This is a genomic window from Microbacterium testaceum (assembly GCF_003075375.1).
Lineage (GTDB): Bacteria > Actinomycetota > Actinomycetes > Actinomycetales > Microbacteriaceae > Microbacterium > Microbacterium testaceum_E.
The window spans coordinates 43,410-63,772 of record NZ_QDFT01000002.1 but is presented as its reverse complement, the minus strand read 5'-3'; the positions used below and the strand labels follow the sequence as shown (position 1 = coordinate 63,772).

General features: G+C 70.5%; 18 protein-coding genes. 7 read left to right on the top strand and 11 right to left on the bottom strand.

From position 1 onward, the window contains the following. Positions 1 to 69: 69 nt before the first annotated feature. Complete coding sequence (locus DC432_RS01075; protein WP_108317204.1) at positions 70 to 1,401, bottom strand: ABC transporter substrate-binding protein; 1,332 nt, start codon at positions 1,399 to 1,401, stop codon at positions 70 to 72. Between the two features lie 237 nt (positions 1,402 to 1,638). Between DC432_RS01075 and DC432_RS01070 the strand changes: the two genes are divergently transcribed. Continuing rightward, positions 1,639 to 2,652 (top strand): LacI family DNA-binding transcriptional regulator, encoded by a 1,014-nt coding sequence (locus DC432_RS01070; RefSeq protein ID WP_116536312.1) that lies wholly within the window; start codon positions 1,639 to 1,641, stop codon positions 2,650 to 2,652. Between the two features lie 64 nt (positions 2,653 to 2,716). Here the strand turns inward: DC432_RS01070 and DC432_RS01065 are convergent, their stop codons facing one another. From DC432_RS01065 to DC432_RS01040, 5 genes are all read right to left on the bottom strand, one after another. Then, positions 2,717 to 7,447, bottom strand: a complete 4,731-nt coding sequence (locus DC432_RS01065; protein WP_116536311.1) for an ExeM/NucH family extracellular endonuclease — start codon at positions 7,445 to 7,447, stop codon at positions 2,717 to 2,719. Between the two features lie 268 nt (positions 7,448 to 7,715). Next, a complete protein-coding gene (rplL, locus tag DC432_RS01060; RefSeq protein ID WP_108317207.1) occupies positions 7,716 to 8,102 on the bottom strand; it encodes a 50S ribosomal protein L7/L12 in 387 nt (128 codons plus the stop codon). A gap of 38 nt (positions 8,103 to 8,140) precedes the next feature. Further along, on the bottom strand, positions 8,141 to 8,656 hold the full coding sequence (gene rplJ, locus DC432_RS01055; protein ID WP_108317208.1) for a 50S ribosomal protein L10: 516 nt from the start codon (positions 8,654 to 8,656) through the stop codon (positions 8,141 to 8,143). Between the two features lie 450 nt (positions 8,657 to 9,106). After that, positions 9,107 to 10,099, bottom strand: a complete 993-nt coding sequence (locus tag DC432_RS01045; RefSeq protein WP_133177863.1) for a type IV toxin-antitoxin system AbiEi family antitoxin domain-containing protein — start codon at positions 10,097 to 10,099, stop codon at positions 9,107 to 9,109. 292 nt (positions 10,100 to 10,391) lie between these two features. Then, on the bottom strand, positions 10,392 to 10,793 hold the full coding sequence (locus DC432_RS01040) for a hypothetical protein (RefSeq protein WP_116536308.1): 402 nt from the start codon (positions 10,791 to 10,793) through the stop codon (positions 10,392 to 10,394). A gap of 102 nt (positions 10,794 to 10,895) precedes the next feature. Between DC432_RS01040 and DC432_RS01035 the strand changes: the two genes are divergently transcribed. From DC432_RS01035 to DC432_RS01020, 4 genes are all read left to right on the top strand, one after another. Further along, the gene (locus tag DC432_RS01035; protein WP_116536307.1) at positions 10,896 to 11,570 is read left to right on the top strand and encodes a YqaJ viral recombinase family protein; all 675 of its coding nucleotides are present in this window, start codon (positions 10,896 to 10,898) and stop codon (positions 11,568 to 11,570) included. Positions 11,571 to 11,666: 96 nt separating this feature from the next. After that, on the top strand, positions 11,667 to 13,361 hold the full coding sequence (locus DC432_RS01030) for an MDR family MFS transporter (RefSeq protein WP_116536306.1): 1,695 nt from the start codon (positions 11,667 to 11,669) through the stop codon (positions 13,359 to 13,361). Between the two features lie 4 nt (positions 13,362 to 13,365). Beyond that, positions 13,366 to 13,827: a MarR family winged helix-turn-helix transcriptional regulator gene (locus tag DC432_RS01025; RefSeq protein WP_165801155.1), complete on the top strand. Its 462-nt coding sequence runs from the start codon at positions 13,366 to 13,368 to the stop codon at positions 13,825 to 13,827. 144 nt (positions 13,828 to 13,971) lie between these two features. Continuing rightward, positions 13,972 to 14,991: an NADP-dependent oxidoreductase gene (locus DC432_RS01020; RefSeq protein WP_116536305.1), complete on the top strand. Its 1,020-nt coding sequence runs from the start codon at positions 13,972 to 13,974 to the stop codon at positions 14,989 to 14,991. Here DC432_RS01020 and DC432_RS01015 read toward each other — a convergent pair whose 3' ends face one another. Then, a complete protein-coding gene (locus DC432_RS01015) occupies positions 14,992 to 15,876 on the bottom strand; it encodes an ArgP/LysG family DNA-binding transcriptional regulator (protein WP_116536304.1) in 885 nt (294 codons plus the stop codon). A gap of 70 nt (positions 15,877 to 15,946) precedes the next feature. Between DC432_RS01015 and DC432_RS01010 the strand changes: the two genes are divergently transcribed. After that, positions 15,947 to 16,591 (top strand): LysE/ArgO family amino acid transporter, encoded by a 645-nt coding sequence (locus DC432_RS01010; protein ID WP_116536303.1) that lies wholly within the window; start codon positions 15,947 to 15,949, stop codon positions 16,589 to 16,591. A 28-nt stretch (positions 16,592 to 16,619) separates the two neighbouring features. After that, positions 16,620 to 16,895, top strand: a complete 276-nt coding sequence (locus tag DC432_RS01005) for an acylphosphatase (protein ID WP_116536302.1) — start codon at positions 16,620 to 16,622, stop codon at positions 16,893 to 16,895. On the opposite strand, the gene DC432_RS01000 is transcribed toward DC432_RS01005, so the two are convergent. From DC432_RS01000 to DC432_RS00985, 4 genes are all read right to left on the bottom strand, one after another. After that, positions 16,892 to 17,926, bottom strand: coding sequence for an NAD(P)H-dependent flavin oxidoreductase (locus tag DC432_RS01000; RefSeq protein ID WP_116536405.1), 1,035 nt, complete (start codon positions 17,924 to 17,926; stop codon positions 16,892 to 16,894). The two genes, DC432_RS01005 and DC432_RS01000, sit on opposite strands and share 4 nt — an antisense overlap. 14 nt (positions 17,927 to 17,940) lie before the next feature. Continuing rightward, positions 17,941 to 18,732: an amino acid ABC transporter ATP-binding protein gene (locus DC432_RS00995; RefSeq protein WP_116536301.1), complete on the bottom strand. Its 792-nt coding sequence runs from the start codon at positions 18,730 to 18,732 to the stop codon at positions 17,941 to 17,943. Beyond that, positions 18,719 to 19,384, bottom strand: a complete 666-nt coding sequence (locus tag DC432_RS00990) for an amino acid ABC transporter permease (RefSeq protein WP_108319390.1) — start codon at positions 19,382 to 19,384, stop codon at positions 18,719 to 18,721. The genes DC432_RS00995 and DC432_RS00990 overlap by 14 nt, the downstream gene beginning before the upstream one ends. A gap of 108 nt (positions 19,385 to 19,492) precedes the next feature. Continuing rightward, a complete protein-coding gene (locus DC432_RS00985; protein ID WP_108319388.1) occupies positions 19,493 to 20,299 on the bottom strand; it encodes an amino acid ABC transporter substrate-binding protein in 807 nt (268 codons plus the stop codon). Positions 20,300 to 20,363 lie beyond the last annotated feature (64 nt).

Here is a 20,363-nt window from a genome sequence, read left to right as displayed (position 1 = left end):
GGGGCGGAATAGAAGTATGGACCTGATGGGCCGCCCGCGTCGCGGACGGCCCATCAGTGATCGGGTGAATTAGTTGTCGTACCCGGCCTGGATGTCGCTGAGCACCTGGTCGGTCGGCGTGCCGTCGATCCAGCTGACCATGCCCTTCCAGAACGAACCGGCGCCGACGGTGGCCGGCATGAGGTCCGACGCGTCGAAGCGGAGCGTGGTCTTCGGGTCCTGCAGCGTCTTCATCGCCTCGGTGAGGAATTCGCTGGAGGCCAGCGACGGGTCGGCGCCCTTGTTGGCCGAGATCACGCCGCCGAGCTTGACGCGGGCGTCCGCGAACTCGGGGGTGGACATGAACTCCACGACCTTCTGCACGTTCTCGTCCTCGGAGAAGGCCGCGACGAACTCGCCGCCACCCTCGACCGCGAGCTCGCCCTCGGTGACGCCCGGGGTCAGGAACGCGTAGACGTCGCCGTCGGGCGCGATCGTGGGCGTCTGGCCCGCGGCGTTGGTCACCGTCAGGAAGTTGGCCGACAGGAACGACGCCTGGTGCGTCATCGGGCAGCTGCCGTCGGCGACCTTGGCGGCCACGTCGGCGAACGCGGTCGAGTTGATGCTGCGGACATCGCCGAAGCCGGCGTTGACGTAGTTCGGGTTGAGCAGGATGTCGCCCACCGCGTCGAAGGCCTGCTTGATCTCGGGGTCGGTGAACTTGACCTCGTTGGCGACCCACTTGTCGTACGTGTCGGGACCCGACAGGCGCAGGACCATGTCCTCGACCCAGTCGGTTCCGGGCCAGCCCGAGGCGGCGTCGGACGCGAAGCCCGCGCACCACGGAGCGGCGCCGGTCTTCTGCTGGATCGTCTGGGTGAGGGTCATGAGCTCGTCGAGGGTCTTGGGCACCTCGACGCCCCACTCCTTGAACTTCGCCGGCGAGTACCAGACGTAGCCCTTGAGGTTGGCGAGCATCGGGGCGGCGTAGAACGTGCCGTCCTCGGTGCCGTAGGACTTCCAGTCCTCGCCCCAGTACTCGTCGACGTTCGACGAGACGGCGTCGGACGCCTTCTGCACCTCGCCGGTTCCGATGAGGGTCTTGAGCAGACCCGGCTGGGGGACGATCGCGATGTCGGGGGCGTCTCCACCGGACACCTTGGTGACGATGTTGCCCTCGAAGCTCTTGTCGCCGGTGTAGACGACCTTGATGCCCGTGTCCGCGGTGAACTGCTCGAAGCTCTGGTTCAGCGCGTCGGCCTCGGTGCCGGTGATACCGCCGGCGATGCGGACCGTGGTCTCGCCGCCGCCTGAGCCGCTCGATCCGCTGCTGTCGCCCTCGGCGCAGCCCGCGAGGGCGATCGCACCGACCGCCAGCAGTCCGACGGGCGCCAGCAGGCGGGTCCGCTGTGACATACCCATGTGGTCTCTCCTCTTTGAGTTCTGTGGTGCACCGGATCCGTAGGGAACCGATTCCAGGTAACCGTAGAGGCAATTCCGAAGCACCGCAACCGGTGTCATGTTACGGACCGATAACGGGCGAAAAGACGCGCGAGAAGCACGATAAAACGACCCGGGACCGGTTCCAGGATTGTGGAATATCGGATACTCTTCTTCGACGTCGACACGGACGTCGACGCGGGACGAGAAAGATCACGCATGAGCGGAATCGCCGATGTGGCACGCCTGGCCGGCGTCTCCAAGTCGACGGCGAGCCGCGCGCTCACGGGCGGCGGCTACGTCTCGGACGACACGCGCCGACGCGTCACCGATGCCGCGGCGTCGCTGGGCTACGTACCCTCGACGAGCGCGGTGAGTCTGGCGACCGGACGTACCCGCACCATCGCCCTCATCGTTCCCAAGGTCAACCGCTGGTACTTCGGCTCGATCGTCGAAGGCGTCGAGCGCACGCTCATCCCCCTGGGCTACGACGTCACGCTGTACGTCGCCGAGCCCGGGTCGAACGACCGCGAGAGCCTGTACTCGACCTATCTCGCCCGCAAGCGATTCGACGGCATCATCGCGGTCGCCCTCGAGCCAGACGACGCCGACCTGGAACGCCTCGCCAACATCGGCAAACCGGTCGTCAGCATCGGCAACGCCCTGACCGGCGTCCCCACGCTGGGTCTCGACAACATCGCCATCACGCGCATCATCACGCAGCACCTCATCGCCCTCGGCCACACCGACATCGCTTTCGTGGGCAGCACGCCTCCCACGGACGCCCCCGCCAAGGACGTCGACGAACGCTCGATCGGCTATCGCAACGCGATGAACGACCACGGCCTGGCCGTGCGCATCCGCAACGTCCCCTCGACCCTCACCATCACCGACGCCTACGCCGCGGCGGCATCCTTCCTCGCCGATGCGGCGTCGCGCCCCACCGGGGTGGTCGCAGCGTGCGACGAGGTCGCGATCGGCGTCATCATCGCCGCACGCCGCATGGGCATCTCGGTGCCCACCGAGCTCAGCGTCGTGGGGATCGACGGCCACGATTACGCCGAGATGTTCTCGCTCACCACGATCGAGCAGTTCCCCGAGGCCCAGGGGGTCGAGGCGACGCGCATCCTGGTCTCGATGATCGAGGGCACGGGTGAGCCGTCGTGGCGCACCGAGGCCGACACGCGTCTCGTCGTGCGCACCTCGACCGCTCCCCCGCGCGCGTCGAACTGAGGACGGGCTCGAACGCAGAAGACCCCGGATGCCGTGGCATCCGGGGTCTTCCGATGTTCCTCGATCAGTCGAGCTGGCGCGTCGCCCGTCGACGGGCCACCAGTCCGAGTCCCAGCAGCGCGAGGGCCGCGAGTACGCCCGCACCCATCCACGCGGTGTCGGAACCGGTCACCGGCAGTGCTCCGGTGCTCGAGCCCGCTCCGCCGGAGCCGCTCTGACCCGCGCCGTTCTGACCCGCGCCGTTCTGGCCCGTGCCACCCTGACCGGCACCGGTGCCGGGCGTGCCCGCACCGTCACCGGCGACGGCGACCTGCACCGGAACCGTCACGGCCGTCCCCGTGGGCTGGGCCGTCAGGCGCAGCTGCAGGGTTCCGGTGGCGTCCGCGGGAACGCCCACGGTCACGGTCGCCGAGCCGTCGACGACGGCGACGCTCGTGGCCGCCGGGGCGGCCAGGGCCGAGGCGTTCGCCGTGGGGGCGACGAGATCGGCGACGCGGGTCGAGGCCACCGCCGCGCCGAACGAGGCGTCGAGGGAGGTGTTGGCCGGCGCCCCGAGCGAGGTGAGGTCGAGGTTCGAGACCGTCACGCTGACGTCCGAGCCCGCCGCGACGGGCTGCGCGAGGGTCGAGACCTGCACACCCCGTGCCGTGAAGTCGGGGCTCAGGCCCGGGTCCTTGTTCTCGTCGAGGTAGGCGATCCACGCGTCGCGGTCGATGAGCCCCGAGTCGCGGGTGTCGGTGCCCTGGGCGAAGACCGAGAAGCTGTCACCGCCGCCGAGCAGGAAGTTGAACGAACCGACGCGGTACCCGCGGGCCGGGTCGACGGCGGCGCCGTCGATCCAGATGCCGGTGATGCGCTCGCCCGCCGGACGCGAGGCGTCGTAGGTGTAGCGGAGGTTCTCCGAGACACCGAGCGACAGGTTCGCCGCGTCCTTGCGCTGGGCGAAGTCGCCCCACTGCTGCTCGAGGACGCGTCGCAGCTGGTCACCCGTGAGCGTGGTGGTCCACAGGTTGTTCAGGAACGGCAGCACCGCGTTCGCCTCGGCGAGCGTGATGACGCCGTCGGTGCCGTAGAGCAGTTCCTCGCGCAGACCGCCCGCGTTGACGAACGACACCTCCGCGCCGCCGCGGTCGGCATCCGAGAGCGAGTCCAGCAGGGCGTCGGCGACGAGGCCGCCGAGGGCGGACTGCTTGGTGCGGTCGCCGCGGGTGCCGCCGGTGTAGACCCCGTCGACGTACGAACCGCCGCTGAAGGCCGTCGTGATGTCGGCGGTCACCTTGCCCACGGGCTGCTGGCCGACGACGTCGGCCCGCTGGCGGGCGTCGGCGACGATCTCCGACACCTCCTTCACACGGGGGTAGGTGTCGATCAGCTGCGTGTCGAGCTGCGCGGCCGTCTGCTTCTCGGCCGGGACGAGACGAGCGACGTTGCGAGCGGTGTAGTCCACGACGTCGCCGTCACGGTCGACGTCGAGGACGATCTGACCGACGTTCTCGCCGTAGCTCCCGGTCTGGACGATCGGGCGGGTGCCCTCGCGTCCCGGGATCGGAGCGTCCCACGCGTAGAGCTGGTGCGTGTGGCCGGTGAAGATGGCATCCACCTCGGGAGAGGTCTCGTTCACGATGGCGGCGAACGGGCCTCCCGCCGCGACGGCCTGCTCGATCGTCGTGGTCTTCTGCCCGGTGCCGGAGCCCTCGTGGTACTGCGCGACGATGACGTCGACCTGGTCGTCGATCTCGGCGACGACACGGTTGACCTCGGCGACCGGCTCGCGGAACTCGATCCCCTGGATGCCGGAGGGCGTGACCAGCGTCGGGGTCGAATCGGTGATGGCTCCGATGACGCCGACGCGCACGCCGTCGACCTCGAAGATCGCGTACTCGGGCAGCAGGGGCTTGCCGTCCTTGAAGACGTTCGCGGCGAGGTAGGGGAAGTCGGCGCGGTCCGTGACGCGACCGGTCAGGTCGGTCGCGCCCTTGTCGAACTCGTGATTGCCCGTCGCCGAGGCCGCCAGCTCGAGCGCGTTCAGCACGTCGATCGTCGGCTCGTCGCCGAAGTACGACGAGGCGAACACCGAGGCGCCGATGTTGTCACCGTTGGAGAGGAACAGCGAGTTGGCGTCACCGTACTCGGCGCGCAGCTGCTCGACCGTTCCCGCGAACTTCACCGTGTTGGCGTCGATGCGACCGTGGAAGTCGTTGATGCCGACGAGGTTGATCGGGGTGACGGCGTCGCCCAGGTCGAGACCCACGACCACCGGGTCGTGGTCGCTGGAGCGGTACGGCGAGGCGTCGTAGAAGTTCGTCGCGTTGTAGTTGTAGCGGCTGTACTCCAGAGCCAGCGCCTCGACGGCGTTGATGTTCCAGATGTCGGTGCCCGTGACGAGCTCGCGCGCCGAGGCGGATCCGAGGACGTGGTCGAGCGAACCCGACTGCCCGCTGAACGAGTACGAGTACTTGCCCGTCCCCGCCTCGAGCGTCTCGAAGCCGTACTGGCGCAGCTTCTCGATCGGGTCCTCCTGCGCGTAGGAGTTGAAGTCGCCCAGCAGGAAGACGTCCTCGGTGCCCACGGCCGCGGCGCGCTCCTTCGCGAACGTGCCGAGAGCGTCGGCCTGGCGGACGCGGTCGCCGTTGAAGGCGCCCTGGATGCCGTTGGCGTTGTCGCCGGTGGCCTTGGGGTTGCTGTCGCCCTTCGACTTGAAGTGGTTGACGATCGCGAGGATCTTGGCGTCCGGCGAGCCGACCGGGGCGAAGGCCTGGGCGAGCGGCTGGCGGGCATTGCGGAACGCCGCATCGTCCAGGATCACGCTGTCGCCGACGGGGGCGACGACGGCCTTCTTGTAGATGAAGGCGGTGCGGATGACGTCCTCGGTGGCCGGCAGTGCGGCGGGCGAGGGCACGAAGGCCCACTGCTCCGAACCGGCCGCGGCGTTCAGCGCGCCGACCAGCGTCGACAGGGCCGCATCGCGGTCCTTGCCGAACTTCGCGGAGTTCTCGATCTCTTCGAGCGAGACCACGTCCGCGCCCAGGCCGTTGACCGCGGCGACGATCTTGTCCTGCTGACGCTTCAGGTTCGCGGCGTCCGCGGCACCGCGCGGTCCCGGGGCGGGGCACGTGTCGGCGGTGACGGGGTTCCCCTCGCGGTCCTTGTACGTCGAGGTGCAGCCGACGCTCTCGGCCGTCGTGGTGAAGTAGTTCAGCACGTTGAAGCTCGAGATCTTCACGGTGCCGCCCACCGGGGCGGGCGCCGCGGTGCGGGTGTTCGCGAAGGTCGCGGGCTGAACCGTCTCGGCGTTGTCGACGGTCAGCTGGGTCGTCGGCTGGAACTTCCACGCGTTATTGCGGTAATCCAGGATGACGGGCCCGGTGAACGTCACGGGCGCGCCCACGCGGACCGGCTCGGTCAGCGAGAGGTAGGGCAGGGGGATGCCCTGGTTCGCCCTGTTCAGGAAGTTGATCGACGCACCATCGTCGAGGATGACGGCGCGCGCGTTGTTGTCGGCCACCGCGGCGACGTACTCCGGGGAGTCGGGGCGCGCGACGTCGGTGGGGGTCCGCAGCGGCGTCGTGCCCGCGGCGAGCCCCACCTCGGCGTACTGGTTGGTCGAGTAGCTGTTGGTGACGGTGAAGTCGCCCTGCGGCGCGAGGAGCATGCCCTCGAAGCGCTCGCGCTCCTCGTCGGTCTTGGGCCACGACACCTGAGCCGGGGCCACGCCCTCGGCCTGCTCCGTCAGGACGGTGACCGAGGCGGCATCCGTTGTGATCTGCGTCTGACCCGAGAACTCGCCCGCGGTCCCCGTCACCTCGACGTGCTGGCCGATCTTCACCTTCGCGGTCGCGGCGGATCCGTAGACGAAGACGGCGTCTGAAGCGCGGTGCGTGGCGGGGTCGAGGACTCCCCCGGTGCCCGGGGTCTGGATGAAGAAGCCGTTGTAGCCGCCCGTGGGGTAGGCGGCCGTGACGACGCCGCGCGTCGTGACCGTCTGGCCCGCGAGGGGGGTGGTGGCGCCGGTGCCCTGGATGTCGCGGATCGGCGTGACGACCCCCGGGGTGGGGGCGGTCGTGGGCGAGGGGCTGGCGCTCTGCGTCGGCGACGGCGAAGCGCTGGGGCTCTGGGTCGGCGCGGGGGTGGTGCCGCCCGAGCCCTGGGGGGTCACCGTCGTGGTGTTGGTGAAGTCGGCGGAGTTGTCGTTCGTGTCGGCGAAGCCGGTGCGCACGAGGGCGTTGGGGGTGCTGTTGCCACCGGTGACCGCGGCTGCCGCCGTCTCGAAGGTGGTGGCGGTGCCGTATCCGAGGAAGTCGACCACGCGACCGTCCGAGACGTTGCCCGCCGGGAGGGCGAGCGACTCGGCGACGTTGGCGAGGACGAGCTGTCCGCGCTCGCCCCCGGGGTTCAGGCCGGTGCTCGTGATGTCGGCCGTCGGCAGGGGGGCGCCGTTCTCGCCGTTGCTCGTCAGGCCGATGAGGTAGTACCCGCCCGCGGCGATCGATCCGGTCAGGGGCAGGGTGTTGGCGGCGTTGGGCGCCGTCGTCGACGTGGCGGCACGGTACTGCAGCGACCAGCCGCTCAGGTCCTGAGCGGTGTCGCCGGCGTTGTAGAGCTCGACGAACTTGTTCGTGTAGAACGCGTTCGCGCTCCCACCCTTCAGGTAGGCCTCGTTGATCACCACCTTCGAACCGACCGCGGCCGAAGCCGGAAGCGGGACGAGAGCGGATCCGAGCAGAGCGACGCCGAGAGCGGCGCTCAGTGCGGTCGTGAAACGGCGTGCGGGCACGCGCGAAGCAGCGGAAGGCATGGGTCTCCAAGGACCGACGCGCGCAGGGCGACGTCGGGGTGGGGGGATCGACGGGGGGTCTCAACGACCGTAAACGATCCACATACCCTTTTCCCAGACTTCTTTGTTTCGATCCGGTGAACATCGGTCCCTCCTCGGGTGACACCGCGTCCCAGCTCCCGTCCGACCGGTCCTCGCCCATCGCTGTCGAGGCCCGGAAACGACGGAGACCCGGATGCCAGTGGCATCCGGGTCTCCGGTATCGCGGAAAGCGACGGTGTTGCTGAAATTACTTCAGGGTCACCGAGGCGCCGGCCTCCTCGAGGGCAGCCTTGGCCTTCTCGGCGGTCTCCTTGTTCGCGCCCTCGAGCACGGCCTTGGGGGCACCGTCGACGACGGCCTTGGCCTCGCCGAGGCCGAGCGAGGTGAGCTCGCGGACGACCTTGATGACCTGGATCTTCTTGTCACCGGCGGCCTCGAGGACGACGTCGAACGAGTCCTTCTCCTCGACCTCTTCGGCGGGGGCGCCACCGGCAGCGCCGGCTGCGGCCACGGCCACGGGGGCGGCGGCGGTGACGTCGAAGGTCTCCTCGAACGCCTTGACGAACTCGGACAGCTCGATGAGCGTGAGCTCCTTGAACGCGTCGAGCAGCTCTTCGGTGCTGAGCTTAGCCATGTTGTATCTCCTTGATCGGGTTAATCAGCCGGGCCGGGTCAGGCCGCGGTGTCCTGCTTCTCGCGCAGCGCGTCGACCGTGCGAACGGCCTTCGACGGAAGCGCCTGGAAGACGTATGCCGCCTTGGTCATCGTCGCCTTCATCGCACCGGCGAGCTTCGCCAGCAGGACTTCACGGCTTTCGAGATCGGCGAGCTTGTTGACCTCATCCGCGGACAGGGGGGCGCCATCGAAGTAGCCGCCCTTCACCACGAGCTGAGGGTTAGCCTTGGCGAAGGCACGCAGGCTCTTCGCGACGGCGACAGGGTCACCGTGCACGAACGCGATGGCAGACGGGCCCTTGAGCTCGTCGTCCAGTCCCGTGACCCCCGCGTTGTTCGCGGCGATCTTGGTCAGCGTGTTCTTCACCACGGCGTAATCCGCGTCCTGACGGATGTCGTTGCGCAGCTGCTTGAGCTGGGCAACCGTCAGACCGCGGTACTCGGTCAGCAGAACGGCGGTCGAGTTCTCGAAGTTCTTCGTGAGCTCGGCGACCGATGCATCCTTCTGCGCCATGGCCACTCCTTGTGTGAACGAGGCGCTCCGCGGAGGCGGGGCGCCGGCCGAAGACACCGGGGTCCGGACAAAAAGAAGAGCTCCGGCGCAGGCGCACGGAGCTCGGAAGAGTTTCCTTTACCTGCGTAGGTCCCCTGCTTTTCAGCAGACGCTTCGATCGACATGCGAGCACGACGATGACCGACGGTCTTTGGCTTGGCCCCTACTATACCCGATCCCGCGCCGCCGCGCCAATCCGCCCCGCCCCGCCCCGCCCCGGCCCGCCCCGGCCCGCCCCGGCCACCCGGGCCCCCCGCCCCGGACGGGCCGGCCGGTCGCCGAAACCGCACGTGGTCGTCGAAACCGCACGCCCCTGGCCGCCGACGACTACGGGTTCGACCATCACGTGCGTCCTCGCGGGACTCGCGACTCGGGCCGCGGGACTCGGGACGCGGGACGCGGGACGCGGGATCAGCGAGGCGGCTGGACGCCGAACGCCGCCAACCTCGCGGCGAGCCTCTCGGGCGAGGCGATGTCGGCGAACCCGCCACGACACAGTCCCCATCTCGTGCGGCCGCGGATCCAGTCCTCACGCCGCTTCTCGGCGAGCAACACGTCTTCGAGCGACCTCCCGTTGCGAAGTGCTTCGTCGCGGTACTTCCCCTCGCCGTCGAATTCCCAGAACGTCTTCGCCCCGGGCAGCCCGATGTCGACGAAGTAGTCGCGACCGCGCGGTCCCTCGACCGCGACCTGCAGGTCGAAGTCGCGGAACCCCAGCCGGTGGAGCTGCAGACGGCTCACACTCTCGCCGGGCAGCTCGGCCCGCCCGTCGGCGAAGGCGCCGACCCAGGACGCTCGGCGCACGCCGCGGCGACCGCTGGCGCGTTCTGCCCGACGCGAGAGCACCTCGCGCCAGAGGCCCTGCGCCTCGGCGTCGAACTCCCTGCCCCTCACGACATCGCGCCGCAATGCGGCATCGGCGCACGGCACGGAGGTCTCGAACGGCTCCGTCCGCGCCACGTCGAAGATCGTGCGCTCCAAGGACGTGCACCGGATGCCGTGGATCTCCACCACGTCCTGGTCGGGCAACTCGTCGGTGTGTCGACGCAGACCCGCGCGACTCGGCGGGTGGGTGGCATCCGGCACCGTCATCGAGATGGGCCGCGGTCGGAACCGATAGTGGGGAAGGCCATGAAGGACCGAGGCGGAGAGGTGCGAGACCACGCCGGCCGAGCCCCGGGACCGCCCTATCGCGGCCACGACACCGATCAGGTGGCGGTCCACGGGTCGCAGCGCATCGAACGCCGCCCGGTCGATGTACGCACCCGGCCGAATGCGCAACCACCTGCCGCCCTGGTCCGCGCCCGCAGCCCGCAGCTCACTCGGCCCGACCTCGCGGTTCTCCAACTCCTCGCGGGTGAGGACCATCCGTCGCGCCCGCGGGATGTCCAGAGCGTCCGTCATCCGCCCACACTGCCCGCCTACGCGTACGCGCCACCGCGCCTATCTCCAGGCCCCCACCTGGGGAGGAAGGTGGGCGGCATCGACGGCCACCCATTCAGACCGCAGGCGATCAGCGAAACCGCATGCGTTGGCTCGCAAAGACGTGCGGTCTCGACGATGGTGTGCGGCCTCGCCGGGTGGGCGGTCGCCGGGTGGGCGGGCGGGCAGCGGACGGGCGGGCGGGAGAACACCGGACTGAGGACCCGCCGACGGCAGGGCGGGCGGAGGGCGGGCGAGCGGACGCCGCCTCGCCTCACGAAACGCGCGGCTCGGGCAGCAGGGCGCGGGTCATGCGCACGATGCGCGCGGGGGTGCGCGCCCCCAGCCACACCGTGCACACGGCGTCGTCGCCGCACGCCCACTCGGCGCACCAGGCGTGGATCGCCTGCGCCAGCCGCTCGCCGCGGGGGCGCAGCTCGCCGTCGAGCGTGCGGTCGAGCCAGCTCACGCGGCCCTCGCCCGCGTCGATCACGCCGAGCTGCGCAGACCCGCAGATCTCGACGATCACGGTCAGGTGCGCGGCGGGAGACAGGGCTGCCGCGATCCGCTGCATCTCGGGCACGTTGCGCGCGTCTCCACCGAGCAGCACGGCTCCCTCGAGCTCGCTCCACAGGCCGCCGTCGGGGCGGCGCAGCACGCGGGGGTCGAGGGTCATGCGACGAATTTAGGGCACCCTTACCTGGATGACAAGACCCCGGATGCCGACGCGCCGCGCCTCGCAGGCACTCCCGAGCGTCGCGGGGTTAGGGTCGAACGCATGTCCCCCGAGCTCGTCGCGTCGCGCAGCGCCGACCTCGACGCCCGGATCGTGGCCGACTCCCGCGACCGCGTCGCCTGGATCCGCGCTCGTTCGCGCGGCATCACCGCGACCGACGTCGCGGCCCTCACCAGCGCGAACGCGATCGCCCGAGCCGCGGACGCGAAGCTGATGGGCTCGAGCTTCTCGGGTAACGCCTACACCGCGCACGGACGCCGCCGGGAGCCCGAGATCGCCGCCTGGGTGGCCGCGACGCACGGCATCCGCCCCTCTTCCGCGCTGTACCACGCGGTCGTCGAGAAGCGTCACCTGGCGACCCCCGACGGCGTCGTCGTCGACGGCGAGGGACGCATCGTGCTCGCCGAGATCAAGACGACGAACAAGGCGTGGCGGTCCATCCCCAAGACGTACATGCGGCAGATCTGGTGGCAGCAGCACGTACTCGGCGCCGAGCGCACCCTCGTCGCCTGGGAGCAGCACGACGGGTTCGTCCCCCTGCACGACGAACCGCGCTGCCAGTGGATCGACCGCGACGAGCGCGAGATCGCCAAGCTCGTGGGCCTGGCCACCTCGCTGATCGACGAGTTGTACCGGCGCACCATGGAGGCGCGTCGCCCGGCACCGGTTCGACACGAACCCTCGGAGAGGTATCGCGCGCTCGCTCTGCTCGATTAATGGTTGACGCAAGTCAAGTAAGAGGCGTATCGTTGACATCAGTCAACTAATCGCGCCATCGTCGTCGCGGCATCCTTCTTCTCCGTGGAGTTCCGCATGACCACCGCTTCCCCCGAGACCGCCGCCCCGCGGCGCGTGCTCCCGGCCCTCATCGGGCTGCTGCTCGGCACCTTCGTGTCGATGCTCGCCTCGACCGTCGTCTCGACGTCGCTGCCCGTCATCGTGCACGACCTGTCGGGCGACCAGAACGCCTACACCTGGGTCATCACCGCGACCCTGCTCACCACCGCGATCTCGACCCCGATCTGGGGCAAGCTCGCCGACCTGTTCGACCGCAAGGTGCTGATCCAGATCGCCATCGCGGTCTTCGTCCTCGCCACCGCGGCCGCGGGCTTCTCTCAGAACACCGAGATGCTCATCGCGTTCCGCGCCGTGCAGGGCCTGGGCGCGGGCGGTCTCGCCGCCCTCAGCCAGGTGATCATGGCCGACATCATCAGCCCCCGCGAGCGCGGTCGCTACATGGGCCTGTTCGGCGCCGTGATGGCCGTCGCCACCGTGGGCGGCCCCCTCCTCGGCGGGGTCATCACCGACGCGTTCGGCTGGCGCTGGAACTTCTTCGTCGCCCTGCCCTTCGCCGTCGCCGCCCTGCTCATCCAGCAGCGCACCCTGCACCTGCCCGCGCGAGCCAAGCGCGCGGTCAAGATCGACTACCTCGGCATCGTGCTGCTGTCGGCGGCCGTCTCGCTGCTGCTCATCTGGGTCACCAATGCCGGCAAGACCTTCGACTGGGCGAGCGTCGAGACCCTGCTGATGGTCGGCGGCGCCGTCGTCGCCGCGGTCCTGTTCGTCGTGGTCGAGCTGCGCTCGTCCGAGCCGCTCGTGCCGCTCACCCTCTTCCGCGACGCCACCTTCACCCTCGCCACCATCGCGTCGATCGCGACGGGCCTGGCGATGTTCGGCACCTCGGTCTTCCTCAGCCAGTACATGCAGATGGCCCGCGGTGCCACGCCCACCGAGGCCGGCGTCATGACGATCCCGATGATCGGCGGACTGCTGGTGTCGTCGATCGTCGTGGGCGCGCTCATCTCGCGCTTCGGTCGGTGGAAGCCGTTCCTCATCGTCGGCGGGGTGCTGCTGATCGCGGGGTCCTTCCTGCTGTCGACCATCCACTACGACACCAACTTCGCCCTCGTCTCGCTCTACATGGCTCTGCTGGGCGCCGGCGTCGGCATGACGATGCAGAACCTCGTCCTCGTGGTGCAGAACACCGCGAACCCCGCCCAGATGGGTGCGGCGAGTTCGGGCGTGACGTTCTTCCGGAGCCTCGGCGGCACCATCGGCGTCTCGGTCATGGGTGCGGCGCTGGCGAGCATGGCCACGAGCCTGTTCACCGATCGCGCCGACGACCTGCGCACGGCCATCATGGGCCTCGGCGCCGGTGGCGCCGCTGTCGCCGAGAGCCTGCAGTCGGGCACGATCCCGCAGGTGTCGATGCTGCCCGAGAGCGTGAGGGTCATCGTCGAGGACATCTACGCCCAGTCCATCGCGCACTCGTTCCTCATCGCGGTGCCCGTCGCCGTCGTCAGTCTCATCGCGATTTTGTTCCTGCCCAACCGTCCGCTCACCCGCATGACCACGAGCGAGCGCGTGGCCGCCAGCGAGGCCGACCTCGCCACGGTGTCGGTCCCCGAGGCCATGGCCACCCTCTCGGCGACCGGCACGGTACGGACCCCGGATGCCGGATCCCCGCGCCGTGCACACCGCAGCGCCGGGATGGGAGAAGATGTCTGACGTGATGAGCGACGTGGACGATGACCGCCGTGAGGCCGTGCAGGCCCTGGAATCGTCGTTCTCGGAGCTCATGACCGTGTTCCGCCGCTTCGTCTCGGAGGCGGCGGAACGGGTCAGTCCCGGCATGCTCCCCGCGACCTTCAAGGCGCTGTCGGTCGTCAGCCGCTTCGGTCCGCTGACGCTCTCGGCGCTGGCCGAGCGCCTGGCCGCCGACAAGGGCTTCCTCAGCCGCGGGATCAGCGAACTCGAGGACCTCGGTCTCGTGACCCGGACGCCCGACCCCAACGACGGCCGCTCACGGCTCATCGCCGTGACCGAGCTCGGCCACGCGCGTCTCGCCGAGGCCCGGGCCCCGCACGAGAGCCGTCTGTTCGAGGCCATCGCCGACTGGTCGATCGACGACATCCGCCACCTCTCGACGCTCCTGCACGCGCTCGCGGTCGGAGAAGTGCCCGCGCGCGACTGAGCGGCGCCGGGGCTGCGGCGCCCACGGATCCGGGCTTCGCGCCACGGTGACGGAGCTGAAACACCGCCGAGACAATGGCGCGCTTAGCTGGGAGCACGCGCGGCGGAGTCGCCGCGTGGCGGCCCCGGCGAGAGAGAGCGCACGATGAGATTCCGATCGACGCGTCCCGAGACAGCCCTTCTTCCCGCTCCGGCGGTGCCCGACTCGATGCGGGCCGTCGTGTTCGACGATCCCGGCTCGACCGAGGTGCTGCGCACCGCGGAAGTGCCCGTGCCGACGCCCGTGCTGAGCGAAGTGCTCGTGCGGGTGGTCGCCGCGGGAGTGAACCCCATCGACGCCAAGACGCGCGCGGGCCGTGGACTGTCGGCGGCGATCGAGCAGGGCCCGTGCGTCCTGGGCCTGGACGTGAGCGGCGTGGTCGTGCGAACGCCCTTCGACGCGCACCCGTTCCCGGTCGGCACCGAGGTGTACGGCATGGCCGCGGTCCCCCGCACGCCCGGGGCGTACGCCGAGTACGCCGTCGTGCCCACCCTCTCGCTCGCGCGCAAGCCCTCGTCGCTGTCGCACGTCGAGGCCGCGGGCGTCCCGGTCGCCGCGCTGACGGCGTGGGGCGTCATCGTCGAGACGGCCCTCGCCCACCAGGGTCAACGCATCCTCGTCCATGCCGGCGGGGGCGGCGTGGGCCACTTCGCGGTGCAGTTCGCCACGTACTTCGGCGCCCACGTGATCGCGACCGGTTCGGGGCGCACGCTGGACTGGCTGTCCGAGCTCGGCGCGGCGCAGGTGGTCGACTACACGTCGGAGCGCTTCGAGGATGTCGTCGAGCCCGTCGACGTCGTCGTCGATCTGGTCGGCAACGTGGCGGACGACACCGGGACCCGCTCGCTCGATGTGATCAAGCCCGGCGGGCTGCTCATCGAGGTGCCGACCGGCGCGTGGCCCGGGTTCCGCGAGGCCGCCGCGGCGCGCGGCATCCGTTCCACCGATTACAAGACGATCCCCGACGGCGGCGCCCTCGCGACGATCGCGCGGCTGCTCGACTCCGGCGCGGTGCGGGTGTACGTGGATCGCGTGTTCGACCTGGCGGACGCCGCCGCCGCGCACGCCGAGCTGGAGCGGGGCCACACGCGCGGCAAGATCGTCCTGCACGTCGGCGACGACTGATCAGGCCGCGAGGCGGCGGCGCCCCTCGTCGACGACCTCGTCGGCCACCTCGTCCAGGAGCGGCGAGGTGAGGTTCCACCGCTGCCAGAACAGGGGCACGTCGACCGGGTCCGCGGCGAGTCGCACGAGGGATCCGTCGGCGAGGCCCCGCTCGGATTGGAAGCCGGGAAGCAGCCCCCACCCCAGGCCGAGCTCGATCGCGGTGGCGAAGTCCTGCGAGGCCGGCACGCGGTGCCGCGGCGGTGCCGCGGCCGAGACACCGCGCCGCATGAGCCAGCGGGTCTGCAGGTCGTCGCGGCGGTCGAAGTCGACCAGCGGGGCGTCCTCGAGCGCCTGGGCGTCCGCGCCGCGCGCGAACCAGCGGGCGGCGAAGGCGGCGGTGGCGACCGCCTCGTAGCGCAGGATGCCGAGCCGGCTGACGCGGCATCCCGCCACCGGCGCCTCGCGCGAGGTCACCGCCGCCATGACGGTGCCCGACTCCAGCAGGCCGGCCGTGAAGTCCTGGTCGTCGCGGTGCAGGTCGAAGACGACCTCGCGCCGCGCGGCGACACGCGCCAGCGGCGGCAGGAACCAGGTCGCGAGCGAGTCGGCGTTCACGGCGAGCGGAAGGGATGCCACGGCACCGCCCTCCGCGCCGATCGCGGCGAGGGCGTCGTGCTCGAGCAGCGCGAGCTGGCGCGCGAGACGCACGACCGCGTCCCCGGCTTCGGTGGCCCGGACGGGCTTCGAGCGGACGAGCAGCACCCGCCCGAGCTGGTCCTCGAGCGCCCGGATCCGCTGGCTCACCGCGGACGGGCTGACGTGCAGGCGGCGGGCAGCGGCATCCAGGGTCCCCTCCTCCACCACCGTGGCGAGGGTGCGCGCGAGATCGAGCGGGATCGACATGAAGCGATGCTAACGCCGCTGCAGAATCCTGAGCTGTGCTTCGGACGCGGGCCCGCCTATCGTCGTCGTCGTGCTCCCCTCCGTCCTCGCCGGTCTCGGACTCGGCTTCTCGCTCATCGTCGCCATCGGCGCTCAGAACCTGTTCGTGCTGCGCCAGGGCATCCGTCGTGAGCACGTCCTCGCCGTCGTGGCCGTGTGCGCGATCTCGGACGCGGTGCTCATCCTGCTCGGCGTCTCGGGCGTCGGTCTGGCGCTCCAGGCCGTGCCGTGGTTGCTCGTCGCGGTGCGCGGGGCGGGCGCCGCCTTCCTGCTCGGCTACGCGCTGCTCGCGGCGCGTCGAGCCCTGCGGCCGAGCGGCCGGACCCTGCACGTCGACGCGAACTCCCCCTCCCCCGCGGCGGGCGCCGTCGCGGTGCGCACCCGGACCGGCCTGGCGGCGACCGTGGCGACCTGCCTGGCCCTCACCTGGCTCAACCCGCACGTCTACCTCGACACGGTGTTCCTACTCGGATCCGTCGCCTCCACCCACGGTGAGGGGCGGTGGGCGTTCGCGCTGGGCGCGTGTCTGGCGAGCGTCGTGTGGTTCACCGCCCTCGGCTACGGGGCGCGCTACCTCGGACGCTGGCTCGATACACCGCGCGCGTGGCGGATCGTGGATGCCGTCATCGCGGTCGTCATGCTCGTCCTCGCCGTGTCGCTGGTGCTGCCGCACTGACGTCCGCCGCAGCGCGCATGATGGAGTGATGAGAACGGTGACGATCACGGTGAGCGGCCGCGTCCAGGGCGTGGGCTACCGCTACGCGCTGCAGCAGGAGGCGTCGAGCCGAGGAGTCGCCGGGTGGGTGCGCAACCGGCGCGACGGCCGGGTCGAAGCCCGCCTCGCGGGCGACGCCGACGCCGTCGAGGACGTCATCGCCTGGGCGCACGACGGCCCTCCCGCGGCGCAGGTGGACGACGTCGACGTGCTCGACGAGGCGTCCGAGCTCTCGACCGGCTTCGAGATCCGACCGACCGCCTAGGCGGGCACCCCGGCCCGCAGTTCGGCGAGCACGTCGGCGGCGTCGTCGAAACGCGTGAGCCCCGCGGCCTGCCCGGCCCACAGCGACAGCAGTTCGCGGTCGCCCGACGCGGCCGCGGCCTGTCGGAACACCCCGGTGAGCCAGTTCTGCGCCGGGAACGGCGCGATCTCGCCCGCCGCCTCGAGCTCGTGGACGGCCATGTTCGGGATGCCGCGCGCCAGCCTGCCGCTCATCGCCCGGGTCAGGACGGTGTCGGTGTCCGCCGCACTCGCGATCGCGGCGCGATGGGCGGCCGTGGCCGCGGACTGCCTCGTCCGCAGGAACGCGGTGCCCACCTGCACGCCCGCCGCCCCGAGCGCGAAGGCGGCGGCGACGCCGCGGCGGTCGGCGATGCCTCCCGCGGCGATCACGGGGACGCCGACGGCGTCGACCACCTGGGGCACGAGGGCGAACGTCCCGACGAGCGACGCCGCCGCATCGCGCAGGAACGACACACGGTGGCCGCCGGCTTCCATGCCCGTCGCGACGATCGCGTCGACCCCGGCCGCGTCGAGCGCGACGGCCTCGGCGACCGAAGTGGCGGTGCCAATGACGCGGATGCCGTGCTGTCGCGCGCGGGCGAGGGTCTCGGCATCCGGGACCCCGAACACCACGCTCAGCACGTCGGGCCTCGCCGCCAGGACGGCGTCCAGCTGCTCGTCGACGGCCGGCAGGAACGCGGCGGGGAGGGCGGGCCGGGCGATGCCCGCGCGGCGGAAGAGCGGCTCGGCGGCGTCCAGGGCCGCCGTCGCGTCGACGGTGTCGGGGGTGACCTCGTCGCCGCGCGGCATCCACAGGTTCACCGCGATCGGACGATCCGTCGCGGCCCGGAGCGCGGCGATCGTGTCGTGGATGCGCGGCGGCGCGTAGCCGTAGAGGCCGAAGGAGCCGAGTCCTCCCCCGTCGCTGACCGCGGCGGTGAGCGCCACCGACGACAACCCGCCGAACGGGCCGAGCACGATGGGGGCGTCGACGCCCAGCAGATCGGTCAGGCGGTCCACGGCGCTCAGGCGGGGTCGGGACCGTCGAGGGGACGCAGCAGACGATCGAGGAACCGGCGCGTGCGCTCTTTCTGCGGCGCGGTGAACAGCTGCGCGGGAGCGCCGCGCTCGACGATCACCCCGCCGTCGAAGAAGAGCACCTCGTCGGCGACCTGCCGGGCGAAACCGAGCTCGTGCGTGACGATGACCATGGTCCAGCCCTCGTTCGCGAGTTCGCGCAGGACCGTCAGCACCTCGCCCACCAGCTCGGGGTCGAGCGCACTCGTCGGCTCGTCGAAGAGCAGCAGCTGCGGCTCGAGCGCCAGGGCGCGGACGATACCGACGCGCTGCTGCTGCCCGCCCGACAGCTCGGAGGGGTAGGCGTCGCGCTTGTCGGCGAGGCCCACGCGGGCCAGCAGTCGCTCGGCCCGGGCCACGGCCTCCGCCTTCGGCACGCCGTGCGCCTGCACCGGCCCCTCGATGACGTTCTGCAGGACCGTCAGGTGCGGGAACAGGTTGTGGTGCTGGAACACCATCGCCGAGCGGTCCCGCAGGGCGGTGCGATCGGCCTTCGACACCTTCTGCGCGAAGTCCACGCGCGGACCGCCGTCGAACGAGACCACCCCGGCGTCGGGCGTCTCGAGCCCGTTCAGACAGCGCAGCACGGTGGTCTTGCCCGAGCCGGAGGGGCCGATCAGGACGAGCACGTCGCCGCGGCGCACCTCGAGGTCGACGCCGTCGAGCACGCGATTGGTGCCGAAGCTCTTCTCGAGCCCGTGGGCGGCGAGCAGGGGCGCGGTGGGGTCAGTGGGCGACATGGCGGTCCAACCTCTTCTCCAGGGCGTTCTGGGCGAACGACAGCACGAGGCAGAACAACCAGTAGATCAACGCCGCCTCGAGGTAGACGGCCATGAACTCGTACGAGAAGGCCGCGATGTTCTGCGCCTGCCGGAACAGCTCCGACACGAGGATCAGGGATGCCAGCGAACTGTCCTTGACGAGCGAGATGAACGTGTTCGACAGCGGCGGCACCGACACCCGTGCGGCCTGCGGCAGGATGATCCGCGAGAGGGTCTTGCCGCGCGACAGGCCGACGGTGTGCGCGGCCTCCCACTGCCCCCGCGGGACCGAGAGGATCGCCGCGCGGATGACCTCCGCCGCGTACCCGCCCACGTTCAGCGAGAAGGCGATGATCGCGGCGGGGAACGGATCGATCGTCAGACCCACCGCGGGCAGACCGTAGAAGATCACGAAGAGCTGCACGAGCAGCGGCGTGCCGCGGATGATCGAGATGTAGAAACGGGCGAACCCCGACAGCACGACGTTGGGCGACAGTCGCAGCAGCGCCATCAGCAGGGCGATCACCAGGCCGATGGCGAAGGATGCCAGCGACAGCGGGATCGTGCCCGTGATGCCGGCCAGGACCATCGGCCAGAACGAATCCAGCAGCAGCGTCCACAGGTCGTTCATGGGCCTCCTCTTGCCTGACGGACGAACGCGCGCACGCGGGAGCGGATCATCCGCCTCTCACGCTAGGGGGTGCGAGGCGGATGATCCGCGGGGTTTACAGCGGGACGCTTACTGGGTGACGTCGGCGCCGAAGTACTTCTCGCTGATCTGGGTCAGCGTCCCGTCCGCGCGCAGCTCCTCGAGGGCGCCGTCGACGGCCTCGGCCAGCTTGTCCTGGCCCTTCTTGAACGCGAAGGCGCTCTCGGACGTGTCCTCGGTCTCGGCGGCGATCTTCAAGCCCGTCGGGCTGTTCGTCTTCTCGTAGTCGAGGTAGGTGAGCTGGTCGTTGACGGTGGCATCCACGCGACCCTGCTTGAGCAGCGCGACGGCCTGCGCCCATCCCTCGACGGCCTCGACCTGCGCGCCGCTGGAGGTGGCGAGCTCGTACCAGTTGCTGGTGAGCGACTGGGCCGTGGTCTTGCCCGACAGGTCGGCGAAGCTCGAGATCGAGCTGTCGTCCTCGGGGGTCACGATGACACCGCGCGAGACGGTGTAGGGCGCGCTGAAGGTGTACTTCTCTTGCCGCTCGGGGTTGATCGACACCTGGTTCGCGATGACGTCGAAGCGACCGGCATCCAGGCCCGCGAAGATCGCGTCCCACTGCGTCTCCTGGAACTTGACCTCGAGGCCGAGCTTGTCGGCGACGGCCTTCGCGATCTCGACGTCGAAGCCGGTGAGGTCGCCCGCGCCCTCGTGGTAAGAGAACGGGCGGTAGGTGCCCTCGGTGGCGACGGTGAGGGTGCCGCCCGACACCAGACCGTAGTCGGCACCAGCTGCGGGGTCGGCCGAAGAGGTCGCACCGCCGCTGCAGGCGGTCAGCGCGAGGGCGCTCAGGCCCAGGGTGGCGGCGAGGACGGTCAGACGACGACGGGGCATAGCTGTTCCAGACATGTGAGATCGGGGGTCGGATCGCGAAGCGCGACCCTCCAGCACAACACGA